Source organism: Streptomyces sp. NPDC030893, assembly GCF_055571535.1.
The window spans coordinates 202372-215091 of record NZ_JBVIFC010000005.1 but is presented as its reverse complement, the minus strand read 5'-3'; the positions used below and the strand labels follow the sequence as shown (position 1 = coordinate 215091).

The window sequence follows — 12720 nt, the reverse complement described above, 5'->3', positions numbered from 1 at the left end:
AGCTCTGTCCTCCCGTACGGGTGCTCAGCTTCCGATGTGCGGGAAGAGCCGCAGGAACGGGTCCGCCGACGTGGCCAGACCCCGGCCGTAGGGCGAGTCGAAGTCCCAGATGAGGAAGAGCAGGAAGGCGATCAGCGCGGAGAACAGCCCGGCCAGGATCATCTCCCGTGCGGTGCGCCGGATCTGCAGCGCGAAGATCATCCCGATGGTGATGACGGCCCCCGCGACCAGGCCGAACCACACCACGCCCGGCATGGTCTCCCCGGTCGACTCGGCCCGCGCGCTGCGCGCCTCGTCGGCGGCGGCCACCTGGTCCACCAGCGGCTGGTAGGCCTGGGCCTCGAAGTCCGTCCGCGGCTCGTAGTCGGTGACGTCCCGGCGGACCACGTCGAGCAGTTCGGTGCCGCGCCCGGTGACCCGGCCGTCGTCGGCCATGGCCCGCCACTCGGTGGTGACGACGTGTCCGACATAGGCGTTGACATCGTCCCGGATGCGGTCGCGCACCTCGGCGGGGTAGACCCGTACCCGCTCGGTGATCTCGTGCAGGGCCACCGCCTCCGCCCGCACGTGCTCCTGGGCGGCGCTGCGGCCCTCCCAGACGCCGGCGATGGCGAGACCCAGGACGATGGCGTACACCACACCGATCCACATCGTCATGTACTCGATGACGTCGGGGGTCTCGCTGGTGTCCTCGTCGTCGGCCGCCCTGCGGTGCCGCAGCAGCGTGATGACCAGGACGACGACACAGACGGCGAGCATCGCGAGGGTGAGAACAAGCCATTCCGGCAAGAGGTGCCTCCAGAAGGGGTCGGATCGGTCTCAGCGCGGACGGAGCGCGGCGATGGCGACCACCGCGGGCGTCGTGATGAGCAGGACGAAGGTCAGCGGCGACGTGGCGCCGCCGGAGGGCTTCCGGGCCGGTGCCGCGCGGTACGCCGGATAGTGCACGGGCGCCGCGGACGGCCGCGGCTTCGGCGGGGCCGACGACGGTGGCGGCGGTGGCGGCGGCTCGGGCACGGGCACGGGCCGGACCGGCGGGCGCGGCGGCGGAGGGGCCGCGGGGGCCGGCGGCGGCACCGGACGGGCCTTCGGCGGTGGCGGCGGCGGTGGCTCCGGTGTCGGGGTGGGGCTCGGCGGGGGAGTCGGGGTCGGCGTGGGCTCGGGCGGCGGCGTCGGCGAGGGCGTCGGAGTGGGCGTGGGGGGCGGGGGAGGCGGTACGCAGGGCGGGGGATCCGTCCAGGTGATGCTCCCCGCGATCGCCACCGCCTCCGTACCGCCGGGTCCCGTCGAGGCGTACGCGCAGGCGTCGGCCACCGCCGCGCCGGGCGCGCCGGCGAGCGCCCAGACCAGCGCGCTCGCGGCCAACGCGCGGGCCACGAGGCGGGATTGGGTCCGTACGAGTGGTTGCACGACGAGGATCATGGGTCGCGAAACGCCCGGTCACGCCCTGGAGCCCGGTGATTGCCCCGAAGGAGTTAAAGAAAGAAAAACGGGCCGCCGTTGAACACGACGCGTGCCTCCGTGCGTACCCATCGTCGAGCGGCGGCACAGCAGGGCGCTGCAAGACCCTGGCGATGATGTGGAGTTGACGATGAAGACCACCTGGCGGACCGCCTCACTGGTGGCGAGCGCCGCGGCGCTGCTGGTCCTGACCACCGCGTGCGGCCAGGACGCCCCGCCGCCGGCCTCCAGCCAGAACGTGGGTGCCACGGCCGCGGCCGGGGACTACGGCAACGCCGGCAGCGGCGGCGACAAGGCCGGCGGCGGACAGGCCGCCGCGAGCCCCTCCGGCACCGCGGGCGAGCTGAACGTCTCCACCAACGCCGAACTGGGCAAGGTGGTGACCGACAACCTCGGCCTGACCCTGTACCGCTTCGACCAGGACACCGCCGAGCCGCCCAAGACCAACTGCGAGGACGACTGCGCCAAGACCTGGCCGCCGGTGCCCGCCGACGACGCCACCGCCGGCGAGGGGATCGACGAGTCCCTGCTCGGCGAGGTCACCCGGGCCGACGGCACCAAGCAGCTCACCATCGACGGCTGGCCCGCCTACCGCTACGTCAAGGACGTCAACGCCGGTGACGTCAAGGGCCAGGGCGTGGGCGGCAAGTGGTACGCGCTGACCCCCGAGGGCAAGAAGGCGCAGGCGGCCGAGGAGTTCGGCCTCTCCACCCGCAAGGACCCCGAGCTCGGCGAGATCGTCGTCGACAAAAACGGCATGACGGTCTACCGCTTCATGAAGGACGAGGCCTGGCCGAAGCCCGTGTCGGCCTGCACCGGGGCCTGCCTGGAGAAGTGGCCGGTGGTCGCGCCGGTCGACATCGCGGACACCAAGGGCATCCAGAAGAAGAACTACATGACCTTCACCCGCCCGGACGGCGCCGAGCAGCAGACGATCAACTGCTGGCCCATCTACACCTTCGCCGGCGACAAGGCCGCCGGCGACACCAACGGTCAGGGAGTCGGCGGCACCTGGTACGCCGTGCGCCCCGACGGAAAGCCGGTCGGAGCTCCGGAGAAGTAACAACCTCCCCAGGGTGTCGTCCGCTCCGGATGCCACCGGCCCGGTGTCCGCCCCTCCGCATCCCGCGGAGGGGCGGACCGTTTTGCCGTGATTCACCTGAACCCACGGGAATATCGGCACTCTTCACCGCTTATTTCTCGGCGTGCCGGAACTCTCCGGAATGCCGCGGACACTTCTCGTGACGCGTACGGGTATACCGATTCGGCACGTGCCATTGGCAGTGACCGGGAACGGACGGTCAATTTCCGTTTGGGCTCGCCCGATTGGCGGGCGATCAGTAGCCTCTGCTCGAACACCGGATCGCCTACGCCTTGGAGAACCACATGGAGCGTCCCGCCTGGGCTCCCCGGAGCATCGACATCTCGGTGCCCAGCGTCTCCCGGATGTACGACTACTACCTGGGCGGTTCGCACAACTTCGAGGTCGACCGGCAAGCGGCCCGCGAGGCCATGGAGTTCATGCCGGGACTGCCCAAGATCATGCAGGCGAACCGGGCCTTCATGCGCCGGGCGGTGCGGTTCGCCGCCGCCGAGGGCATCACCCAGTTCCTGGACATCGGCTCCGGCATTCCGACGTTCGGCAACGTCCACGAAGTGGCGCAGGCGGCCGCCCCGGACGCCCGCGTGATGTACGTCGACCACGATCCGGTGGCCGTGGCGCACAGCCAGGCCGTTCTCGCCGGCAACGACGGCGCGGACATCCTCGCCGCGGACCTCCGCAAACCGCGGGAGATCCTGGAAAGTCCCGAAGTGCTCCGGCTGATCGACCTGAATCGGCCAGTGGCGCTGCTTCTCGTTGCCATACTTCATTTCGTGGAAGACGCGGACGACCCGTATGCGGCGGTGACGGAACTGCGCGAGGCACTCGCGCCCGGCAGCATGCTCGTCCTCACCCACGCCTCCTACCACGGGATTCCGCTGCCGCCGGAGCGGGCCGAGGGCGCGGTGGACGTGTACCAGGGCATCCGCAGCCCGCTGATCATGCGCACGCGCGACGAGATCGCGCGGTTCTTCGAGGGGTACGACATGGTGGAACCCGGACTGGTGCCGATGCCGCAGTGGCGGCCCGACACCGCACCGGAGGACGAGGATCCCTACGCCTTCTCCGGCTTCGCGGGCGTGGGGCGTACGGCGTGAGCGCGGAGCCGGACGGGCCGGAGGACAGACTGCGCCGGTTCGCGACGATCTGGAGCCGGGCCGTCTTCCCGGTGACCTCGACCTCGTCGACCCGCCCGGAGTTCGAGGCGCTCCTGCTGCCACTGGCCCGGCTGCTGAGCGAGGCGCTGCGGGCCAGGTCGTTCGACGCGGACGCGGGCAGGCGGGCCGGCGCCGCCCTGGTCCGGGCGCACTGCACCGACCCCGAGGCGCTCAGCCGCACCCTGGACTGCGTGGACGCCTATCTCGTCCTGTACTGCGGCGAGGACGGCGACCGGGAGGATCTGCGGGCGCGCTCCGCCAGGCTCCAGCACGCCATGGCCGCCGGGTTCGCGCAGGCGCTGCGCGAGCGGACGCTGGCCGAGCAGGAGGCCGTCGCGCAGGCCGCGCTGAAGGCGCAGGGCGTGGTGGCGCAGGCGCTGCACGCCACCGAGGCCCGGTTCCGCGCGGTCTTCGAGGGCGCGGCCATAGGCATCGGCATCGCCGACCTGGAGGGCAACGTGCTCCAGGTCAACGGCGCCCTGCGGCGCATGTTCGGCCAGTCCGAGCAGGGCCTGCGCGGCCGCAACGTCAAGGAGTGGGTGCACCCCGACGACGCCCCGCAGACCTGGCGGCTCTACGACGAGCTGGTGAGCGGCGAGCGTGAGCACTACCACCTGGAGAAGGCGTTCTACCGCCCTGACGGAACGGTCCTGTGGACCAATCTGACGGTGTCCCTGCTGCGCGACGCCGACGGCGAGCCGCAGTACCAGCTCGCCCTCATGGAGGACACCACCGAACGGCGGCTGCTCAACCTCCGGCTGCGCTACGAGGCCACCCACGACGCGCTCACCGGGCTGCCCAACCGCACGTTCTTCTTCGAGCGTCTGGAGAAGGCGCTCGGCGCCGGCGAGGGCCGGCGCTTCGGCCTGTGCTACCTGGACCTGGACGGCTTCAAGACCGTCAACGACAGCCTCGGGCACGCGGCCGGGGACCGGCTGCTCGTCGAGGTCGCCGACCGGCTCCAGGCCTGCGCGACCGCGCCCGGCGAGATGGTGGCCCGGCTCGGCGGCGACGAGTTCGTGGCGCTGACCACCGGCCCCGACACCCAGCGCACGGTCGACGAGCTCGCCGCCCGCATCATGAACGCGCTGCTCGCCCCGATCAGCGTCGACGGGCGGGAGCTGACCGTGCGCGGCAGCATCGGCGTCGTGGAGGGACCGGCCGGGGAGCGCAGCGCCGCGGAGGTGCTGCGCAGCGCCGACATCACGATGTACCGGGCCAAGTCGGCGGGCGGCAACCGCTTCGAGCTGGCCGACCCGGAGGCCGACGCCCGCGCCATCACCCGGCACGGTCTCACCACGGCCCTCCCCACGGCCCTGGACCGGGGCGAGTTCTTCATCGAGTACCAGCCCCTGGTGCACCTCGGTGACGGCAGCGTCCGGGGCGCGGAGGCGCTGGTGCGCTGGCTGCACCCGCAGCACGGGGTGCTCTCCCCGGACCGGTTCATCCCGCTCGCCGAGCACACGGGACTCATCGTGCCGCTGGGCCGCTGGGTGCTGGAGCAGTCCGTGCGCCAGGCCCGCGAGTGGCGGGACCGCAACGGGGGCGAGGCACTCGGCCCGCTGCGCATCAACGTGAACCTCTCGCCCTGCCAGCTCACCCACCCGGGGCTGGTGCAGGACACCGTGGAGATCCTGGAACGCACCGGTGTGGCGCCCGACGCGCTGTGCCTGGAGGTGACCGAGTCGGCGCTGATCGGAGCCGACGACGATCTGCTGAAGCCCCTGCGCCGGCTCGCCGAGATGGGCGTCGACATCGCCCTCGACGACTTCGGCACCGGCTACTCCAACCTCGCCAATCTGCGCCGCCTGCCGGTGAGTGTCCTGAAACTGGACCGCTCCTTCACCCAGAGCATGCAGCGGTTCCCGGCCGACCCCGTCGACCTCAAGATCGTCGAGGGCATCGTCTCACTGGCCCACAGCCTGGACCTCGCGGTCACCGTGGAGGGCGTGGAGACGGGCGCCCAGGCGGAACAGCTCCGCATCCTCGGCTGCGACACGGCCCAGGGCTGGTACTACGCCCGCCCGGGCCCGCCGGACCGCTTGCACGAGCTGGCACTCGTCGACGCGACGGGCTAGCCGCCTCATGGCCCCGGGGGCGCGGGGTCGCACGGCGGCTGCGCGCCGGTTTCGGCCGGCCGGGCAGTTCCCCGCACCCCTGGAAGATGCAGTCACGTCGGACGGAGAGAGCCAGGTGGGTACGGACCGGGAAACGGACGCGGTGAGGGCGGCGATCGAGGGGGAGCTGCGGCTCATGGACCCGGCCGTGCGGTCCTCGCGTGCCGAGGTGGTGCGGCTGCTGGACCCGGAGTTCACCGAGGTGGGCGCCTCGGGGCGGCGCTACACGTACGCGGAGATGATCGCCGAGCTGCACGACCACCCGGGCAGCTCGGCGGACGGCCCGGTCTACGAACCGTCGGACATCACCGCCGTCCTCCTGGCCCCGAACCTGGTCCACCTCACCTACGAGACCCGCTTCGCCGGCCGCCGGGCCCGCCGCAGCTCCCTGTGGCGCAAGCACGACGACCACACGGGCTGGCGCATGTACTACCACCAGGGCACACCAGCCCCGTAGGGGCGCGGGGAACTGCGCGAATGGGGGTCTGGGGGCGAAGCCCCCGGGGACGGGACGGGAAGGGGCGGCGGGGGCGAGGAAAAACCCCCGCTCACCCGCGTCAGCGCTCCAGCAGCATCCGCTGCAACTCCCGAGCCGCCCGGGGCGGAGCCACGTCACTGCGATGGGCCAGCGCGATGGCCCGGTACAGACCGGGCCGAGCCAGCGGCGTCACCCGCAACCCGTGCCCCGACCGCGCCGCCACCATCCGCGGCACCACCGCCACCCCCAGCCCCGCCCGCACGAACCCCAGCACCGCGTCCATCTCCCCGCCCTCCACCGCGAACTCCGGCTCGAACCCCTCCGCCCGGCACGCCGCCACCGTCAGCTCCCGCAGGTCGTACCCGTGCCGGAACATCACCATCCGCTCACCCTCCAGATCGGCGATCCGCACCGTGCGCCGCCCCCGCCCGGGCCGTGCGACGTCCGGCGACGACACCACCACCAGATCCTCCCGCAACAGCTCCACCGTGGTCAGCGCGGGCGACGGCGTCGGCAGCGGCAGCACCACCAGGGCGAGATCCAGCGCACCCCGCGCCAGCTCGCGCACCAGGTCGTGCGATCCGCTCTCCTCGATCAGCAGCCGTACCCCCGGATACCGGTCGTGGAAGGCGCGCAGCACATCGGGCAGCAGTCCGGTGCACAGACTCGGCGTGGCCCCCAGCCGCACCCGTCCGCTGCGCAGCTGCGCCACCTCCTGCACCTCGTGCCGCGCGGTGTCCGCGTCCGCCAGGATCCGCCGCGCGAGCGGCAGCAGGGCCTCGCCCGCGTCGGTGAGGGTGATGTTGCCGCGCGCCCGCAGGAACAGATCCGCCCCCAGCTCCCGCTCCAGCGCCTTGATCTGCTGCGACAGCGACGGCTGGGCGACATGGACCAGCTCGGCGGCCCGGGTGAAGTGCCGGGTCTCGGCGACCGCCACGAAGTACTGGAGCTGCTGGAACTGCATGGGCCCATCCTAGACCGGTCATAGGCTCTCCCTATCGAATCGAGCCGGACCATGTCTTGGACCGATGGGGCCTTCCGGCCCTAGCGTCTGATGCCATGGCTCTGGGAACGCGGACGGACCGACGGCCGTCCTTGGCACGTACCGTGTGGGACTCGACCGTCGGCAAGAAGACGGTGATGGCGGTCAGCGGCATCGTCATGCTGCTCTACCTGGTCGTCCACATGATCGGGAACCTGAAGATCTTCTTCGGGGCGGGCGAGTTCAACCACTACGCCCACTGGCTGCGCACGGTCGGTGAACCGTTCATGCACTACGAGTGGACGCTGTGGCTGATCCGCGTCGTCCTCGTCGTCGCCGTGATCGCCCACGCCGTCTCCGCCTACCAGCTCAGCCGCCGCGACATCAAGGCGCGCCCCAGCAAGTACGTGCACAAGAAGGCGCGGACGAGCTACGCCACCCGCACCATGCGCTGGGGCGGCGTCATCCTCGCCCTGTTCATCGTCTGGCACATCCTCGACCTGACCACCGGCACCGTGCACTCCGGCGGCTTCGAGACCGGGAAGCCCTACCAGAACGTCGTGGACACCTTCTCCACCTGGTACGGCAACGCCATCTACATCGTGGCGATGCTCGCCGTGGGGCTGCACGTCCGGCACGGCTTCTGGAGCGCCGCCCAGACCCTCGGCGTCGGCAGCCGCACCCGCGACCGCGCCCTCAGGACCACCGCCAATGCCCTCGCGCTGCTGCTCACGGCCGGCTTCCTCGCCGTCCCCGTGGCCGTCATGACCGGAGTGGTGAGCTGACCATGACTTCGTACACCGAGTACACGACCGGAGAGCCGGTCGCCGACACCAAGGCCCCCGCGGGTCCCGTCCACGAGCGCTGGGACAAGCGCCGGTTCGAGGCCAAGCTGGTCAACCCGGCGAACCGGCGCGGCAAGACCGTCATCGTCGTCGGTACCGGCCTCGCCGGCGGCTCGGCCGGCGCCACGCTCGCCGAACAGGGCTACCGCGTCGTCCAGTTCTGCTACCAGGACTCCCCGCGCCGCGCCCACTCCATCGCCGCGCAGGGCGGTATCAACGCCGCGAAGAACTACCGCAACGACGGCGACTCCGTCCACCGCCTGTTCTACGACACCGTCAAGGGCGGCGACTTCCGCTCCCGCGAGTCCAACGTGCACCGCCTCGCGCAGATCTCCGTGGAGATCATCGACCAGTGCGTCGCCCAGGGCGTGCCCTTCGCCCGCGAGTACGGCGGACTGCTCGACACCCGCTCCTTCGGCGGCGTGCAGGTCTCCCGCACCTTCTACGCCCGCGGCCAGACGGGCCAGCAGCTCCTCCTCGGCGCCTACCAGGCGCTCAGCCGGCAGATCGCCGCCGGCAACGTCGAGATGCACCCGCGCACCGAGATGCTGGACCTGATCGTGGTGGACGGCCGGGCCCGCGGCATCGTCGCCCGGGACCTGATCACCGGGAAGACCGACACGTACTTCGCGGACGCCGTCGTCCTCGCCACCGGCGGCTACGGCAACGTCTTCTACCTGTCGACGAACGCCATGAACTCCAACGCCACCGCCGTCTGGCGGGCGCACCGGCGCGGCGCGTACTTCGCCAACCCCTGCTTCACCCAGATCCACCCCACCTGCATCCCGCGCACCGGCGACCACCAGTCCAAGCTGACCCTGATGAGCGAGTCGCTGCGCAACGACGGCCGCATCTGGGTGCCGAAGGCCAAGGGCGACGACCGGCCGCCGCACCGGATCCCCGAGGACGAGCGCGACTACTACCTGGAGCGCATCTACCCCTCCTTCGGCAACCTGGTGCCCCGCGACATCGCCTCCCGCGCCGCCAAGAACGTCTGCGACGAGGGCCGGGGCGTGGGCCCCGGCGGCCAGGGCGTCTACCTGGACTTCGCCGACGCCATCCGGCGGATGGGCCGCGAGGCGGTCGAGGCCAAGTACGGCAACCTCTTCGACATGTACCAGCGGATCACCGACGAGGACCCGTACGAGGTGCCGATGCGGATCTACCCCGCCGTGCACTACACGATGGGCGGCCTGTGGGTCGACTACGACCTCCAGACCACCGTCCCGGGCCTGTTCGCCATCGGTGAGGCCAACTTCTCCGACCACGGCGCCAACCGCCTCGGCGCCTCCGCGCTGATGCAGGGCCTGGCGGACGGCTACTTCGTCCTCCCGGCCACCATCAACGACTACCTCGCCCGCAACCCGCACCGGGACGAGGTCGACGCCGGCCACCCGGAGGTGCGGGAGGTGCTGGCCGAGACCGAGGACCGGCTCAACCTGCTCCTGTCCGTGGACGGCGACCGCACCCCGGACTCCTTCCACCGCGAACTCGGTGAGCTGATGTGGGAGTTCTGCGGCATGGCCCGCACCGACGCGGGGCTGCGCAAGGCACTGGAGCGGATCCCGCAGATCCGCGAGGAGTTCTGGCGGCGCATCAAGGTCCCCGGTACCGGCGAGGAGTTCAACCAGTCGCTGGAGAAGGCCAACCGCATCGTCGACTACCTCGAACTCGCCGAGCTGATGTGCCTGGACGCGCTGCACCGCGCCGAGTCCTGCGGCGGCCACTTCCGCGAGGAGTCGCAGAGCCCCGACGGCGAGGCCGAGCGCAGGGACCAGGAGTTCGCCTACGCCGCCGCCTGGGAGTTCACCGGCACCGGCACCGCCCCCACCCTGCACAAGGAAGACCTCGTCTTCGAGTACGTCCACCCCACTCAGCGGAGCTACGCATGAAGCTCAACCTGCGCGTCTGGCGGCAGAAGAACGCCGACGCCGACGGCGCCATGTCCACGTACGAGGTGGACGGCATCTCACCCGACATGTCCTTCCTGGAGATGCTGGACACCCTCAACGAGGAGCTCATCCTCAAGGGCGAGGACCCGGTCGCCTTCGACCACGACTGCCGCGAGGGCATCTGCGGGGCCTGCTCGCTCGTCATCAACGGCGACGCCCACGGCCCCGAGCGCACCACCACCTGCCAGCTGCACATGCGCTCCTTCGAGGACGGCGACACCATCGACGTCGAGCCGTGGCGGGCGTCCGCCTTCCCGGTCGTGAAGGACCTGGTGGTCGACCGGTCGGCCTTCGACCGCGTCATCCAGGCCGGCGGCTACATCACCGCGCCGACGGGGTCCGCGCCGGAGGCGCACGCCACGCCGGTGCCGAAGCCGGATGCCGATCTCGCCTTCGAGCACGCGGAGTGCATCGGCTGCGGCGCATGCGTGGCGGCCTGTCCCAACGGGGCGGCGATGCTGTTCACCTCCGCGAAGGTGAACCACCTCAACGTGCTGCCGCAGGGGTCGCCCGAGCGGGAGACGCGGGTGCTGGACATGGTGGCGCAGATGGACGAGGAGGGGTTCGGCGGCTGCACGCTGGCCGGCGAGTGCGCGACCGCGTGCCCGAAGGGCATTCCGCTCATGTCCATCACGAAGATGAACAAGGAGTGGCTGCGGGCCACCCGCAAGGCCGCCAAGCGGTAGCGCCGGACGGCTCCGGGCCGTGGCCCGGCTCCGGGCCGGCGGTGGCTTGTCGCGCCCACGCGGCGGAGCCGCACCGTGCCACGCCCCGCGCGCCTGGGGGTTCACCGAACGTTCGCTGAGACGTGGCGGACGGGCGGGGCCGGGAGAGGTGCTCCTCCCGGCCCCGTCTCGCAGGTCGTTCCGGCCGTTCGGCATCTCCACATCCGCACTCCCGGTTTCGGTCACGTACACGCCAACCGGGGTCGGGAGAACGGGGGGTGTCCCCACTCCCGCTCCGGTGCGTGATCAGGAGAGAGCCATGACCGGCGTGCTGACCGTCGACCATCCCCCGCAGCCCACCACCCCCTCCCGCTACACCGTCTCCCTCGCCCGCGACGAGGAGGACGTGCGGGCCGCGCAGCGGCTGCGCCACGACGTCTTCGCGGGGGAGATGGGCGCCCTGCTGTCCGGTCCGCAGCCGGGCCTGGACGTCGACCCCTTCGACGCCTACTGCGACCACCTGCTCGTGCGGGAGGAGACGAGCGGGCAGGTGGTCGGCACGTACCGGCTGCTGCCGCCGGAGCGCGCCAGGATCGCCGGGCGGCTGTACGCGGAGGGCGAGTTCGACCTGTCGGCGCTCGACGCGCTGCGGCCGTCGCTCGTCGAGGTCGGCCGCTCCTGTGTGCACCCCGGTCATCGCGACGGCGCCGTCATCGGCCTCATCTGGGCCGGCATCGCCCGCTACATGACCGACCGCGGGCACGCCTGGCTGGCGGGCTGCTGCTCCGTCCCGCTCGCCGACGGGGGCGCGCTCGCCTCCGCCACCTGGGACCGGGTACGGGCGAAGCATCTCGCACCCGAGGCGTACCGGGTGCGCCCGCTGCGTCCCTGGCGGCCGGGGAACGGGGCACCCGCGGCCGTCCCCGCCGGACTGCCCGCCCTCCTGCGCGGCTACCTCCGGCTCGGCGCCTGGGTCTGCGGGGAGCCCGCGCACGACGTGGACTTCGCGGTGGCGGACCTCTACGTGCTGCTGCCGATGGACCGCGTCGACCCCCGCTACCTGCGGCACTTCCTCTCCCTCGTCCCCGCCCGGTGAGCGTCTGGCTGCCGGGCGCGCCCTGCACCCCCCGGGGCTGTGTGGACTCCACGGCGAGCGCGGCGGCCGTCCCGCGGGCCGTGCTGCGGCTGGCGGCGGTGGGGCTGCTGCTGTTCGCCGGGATCGCGCTGCTGCCGTTCGGGCGGTGGATCCCGGCGGGCCCGGTGCGCCGGTGGTGCCGGTGGATCGTACGGGCCGCGGGGGTACGCGTCCGTACCGCCGGTGCCGCCCCGCCCGCCGGCGGAGTGCTGCTGGTCGCCAACCACATCTCCTGGCTGGACGTCCCGCTGCTCGCCGCGGTCCGCCCGGCCCGCCTGCTGGCCAAGTCCGAGATACGGCGCTGGCCCCTGGCGGGCGCCCTGGCCGCGCGTGCGGGCGTGCTCTTCATCGACCGCGACCGGCTGCGGGCCCTGCCGGGCACGGTCGCCGCACTCACCGGGGTCCTGCGCGCCGGCGCGGCGGTCGCGGCGTTCCCGGAGGGCAGCACCTGGTGCGGACGGGCCGGGGGGCCGTTCCGCCGCGCGGTGTTCCAGGCGGCGCTGGACGCGGGGGTCCCCGTGCAGCCCGTCCGTATCCGCTACCGGGACCGGCGGGGCGGACCGGCCACCGAGGCCGCCTTCGTCGGGGACGACACCCTGCTCGCCTCGCTGTGGTGGGTGGCGACGGCCCGCGGGGTGATCGCCGAGGTCGAGGTGGAGCGCCCCATCCCGCCGGGGCGTCACACGGACCGCCGCGCCCTGGCCCGGGCGGCACGGCCCGAGCCGGTGCCGGGCCGTGAGGAGGGCCCTCGCGGTGGTCACCACAAGTGAGCACTGTCGAAAATTAAGTGCCTTTTGTCACGTTTGTGCTGTTTTTGGGAGCCTGA

At 72.0% G+C, this 12720-nt stretch carries 11 protein-coding genes; 9 read left to right on the top strand and 2 right to left on the bottom strand.

All coding sequences use genetic code 11. The features are described 5' to 3' along the window. Positions 1 to 24 precede the first annotated feature (24 nt). The gene (locus ACZ434_RS13135; RefSeq protein ID WP_468454932.1) at positions 25 to 789 is read right to left on the bottom strand and encodes a bestrophin-like domain; all 765 of its coding nucleotides are present in this window, start codon (positions 787 to 789) and stop codon (positions 25 to 27) included. Positions 790 to 1591: 802 nt separating this feature from the next. Here ACZ434_RS13135 and ACZ434_RS13130 point away from each other — a divergent pair. From ACZ434_RS13130 to ACZ434_RS13115, 4 genes are all read left to right on the top strand, one after another. Continuing rightward, positions 1592 to 2524, top strand: a complete 933-nt coding sequence (locus ACZ434_RS13130; RefSeq protein ID WP_468454930.1) for an SCO0930 family lipoprotein — start codon at positions 1592 to 1594, stop codon at positions 2522 to 2524. Positions 2525 to 2847: 323 nt separating this feature from the next. Beyond that, positions 2848 to 3660, top strand: a complete 813-nt coding sequence (locus ACZ434_RS13125; RefSeq protein WP_468454928.1) for an SAM-dependent methyltransferase — start codon at positions 2848 to 2850, stop codon at positions 3658 to 3660. Next, positions 3657 to 5798, top strand: coding sequence for a putative bifunctional diguanylate cyclase/phosphodiesterase (locus tag ACZ434_RS13120; protein WP_468454926.1), 2142 nt, complete (start codon positions 3657 to 3659; stop codon positions 5796 to 5798). The genes ACZ434_RS13125 and ACZ434_RS13120 overlap by 4 nt, the downstream gene beginning before the upstream one ends. A 175-nt stretch (positions 5799 to 5973) precedes the next feature. Then, positions 5974 to 6294: a nuclear transport factor 2 family protein gene (locus tag ACZ434_RS13115; RefSeq protein WP_468455303.1), complete on the top strand. Its 321-nt coding sequence runs from the start codon at positions 5974 to 5976 to the stop codon at positions 6292 to 6294. A 100-nt stretch (positions 6295 to 6394) separates the two neighbouring features. Here ACZ434_RS13115 and ACZ434_RS13110 read toward each other — a convergent pair whose 3' ends face one another. Further along, positions 6395 to 7279 carry a LysR family transcriptional regulator gene (locus tag ACZ434_RS13110; protein WP_468454924.1) on the bottom strand — a complete coding sequence of 295 codons (885 nt, stop codon included), beginning with the start codon at positions 7277 to 7279 and terminating at the stop codon, positions 6395 to 6397. Between the two features lie 131 nt (positions 7280 to 7410). On the opposite strand from ACZ434_RS13110, the gene ACZ434_RS13105 reads away from it, so the two are divergent. The 5 genes from ACZ434_RS13105 to ACZ434_RS13085 all read left to right on the top strand — a co-directional run bounded on the left by ACZ434_RS13105 (position 7411) and on the right by ACZ434_RS13085 (position 12664). Further along, positions 7411 to 8082 carry a succinate dehydrogenase gene (locus ACZ434_RS13105; protein WP_468454922.1) on the top strand — a complete coding sequence of 224 codons (672 nt, stop codon included), beginning with the start codon at positions 7411 to 7413 and terminating at the stop codon, positions 8080 to 8082. A 2-nt stretch (positions 8083 to 8084) separates the two neighbouring features. After that, a complete protein-coding gene (locus ACZ434_RS13100) occupies positions 8085 to 10034 on the top strand; it encodes a fumarate reductase/succinate dehydrogenase flavoprotein subunit (protein ID WP_468454920.1) in 1950 nt (649 codons plus the stop codon). Continuing rightward, the gene (locus tag ACZ434_RS13095) at positions 10031 to 10780 is read left to right on the top strand and encodes a succinate dehydrogenase/fumarate reductase iron-sulfur subunit (RefSeq protein WP_468454918.1); all 750 of its coding nucleotides are present in this window, start codon (positions 10031 to 10033) and stop codon (positions 10778 to 10780) included. The genes ACZ434_RS13100 and ACZ434_RS13095 overlap by 4 nt, the downstream gene beginning before the upstream one ends. 298 nt (positions 10781 to 11078) lie before the next feature. Continuing rightward, on the top strand, positions 11079 to 11855 hold the full coding sequence (locus ACZ434_RS13090) for a GNAT family N-acetyltransferase (protein ID WP_468454916.1): 777 nt from the start codon (positions 11079 to 11081) through the stop codon (positions 11853 to 11855). Beyond that, positions 11852 to 12664, top strand: a complete 813-nt coding sequence (locus tag ACZ434_RS13085; RefSeq protein WP_468454914.1) for a lysophospholipid acyltransferase family protein — start codon at positions 11852 to 11854, stop codon at positions 12662 to 12664. Before ACZ434_RS13090 ends, ACZ434_RS13085 begins: the two co-directional genes overlap by 4 nt. Positions 12665 to 12720 lie beyond the last annotated feature (56 nt).

Excerpts from the sequence above, each read along its gene's own strand:
- ACZ434_RS13125 (WP_468454928.1), top strand. The coding sequence starts at position 2,848 with ATGGAGCGTCCCGCCTGGGCTCCCCGGAGCATCGACATCTCGGTGCCC.
- ACZ434_RS13130 (WP_468454930.1), top strand. The coding sequence starts at position 1,592 with ATGAAGACCACCTGGCGGACCGCCTCACTGGTGGCGAGCGCCGCGGCG.
- ACZ434_RS13100 (WP_468454920.1), top strand. The coding sequence starts at position 8,085 with ATGACTTCGTACACCGAGTACACGACCGGAGAGCCGGTCGCCGACACC.
- ACZ434_RS13090 (WP_468454916.1), top strand. The coding sequence starts at position 11,079 with ATGACCGGCGTGCTGACCGTCGACCATCCCCCGCAGCCCACCACCCCC.
- ACZ434_RS13110 (WP_468454924.1), bottom strand. The coding sequence starts at position 7,279 with ATGCAGTTCCAGCAGCTCCAGTACTTCGTGGCGGTCGCCGAGACCCGG.
- ACZ434_RS13095 (WP_468454918.1), top strand. The coding sequence starts at position 10,031 with ATGAAGCTCAACCTGCGCGTCTGGCGGCAGAAGAACGCCGACGCCGAC.
- ACZ434_RS13115 (WP_468455303.1), top strand. The coding sequence starts at position 5,974 with ATGGACCCGGCCGTGCGGTCCTCGCGTGCCGAGGTGGTGCGGCTGCTG.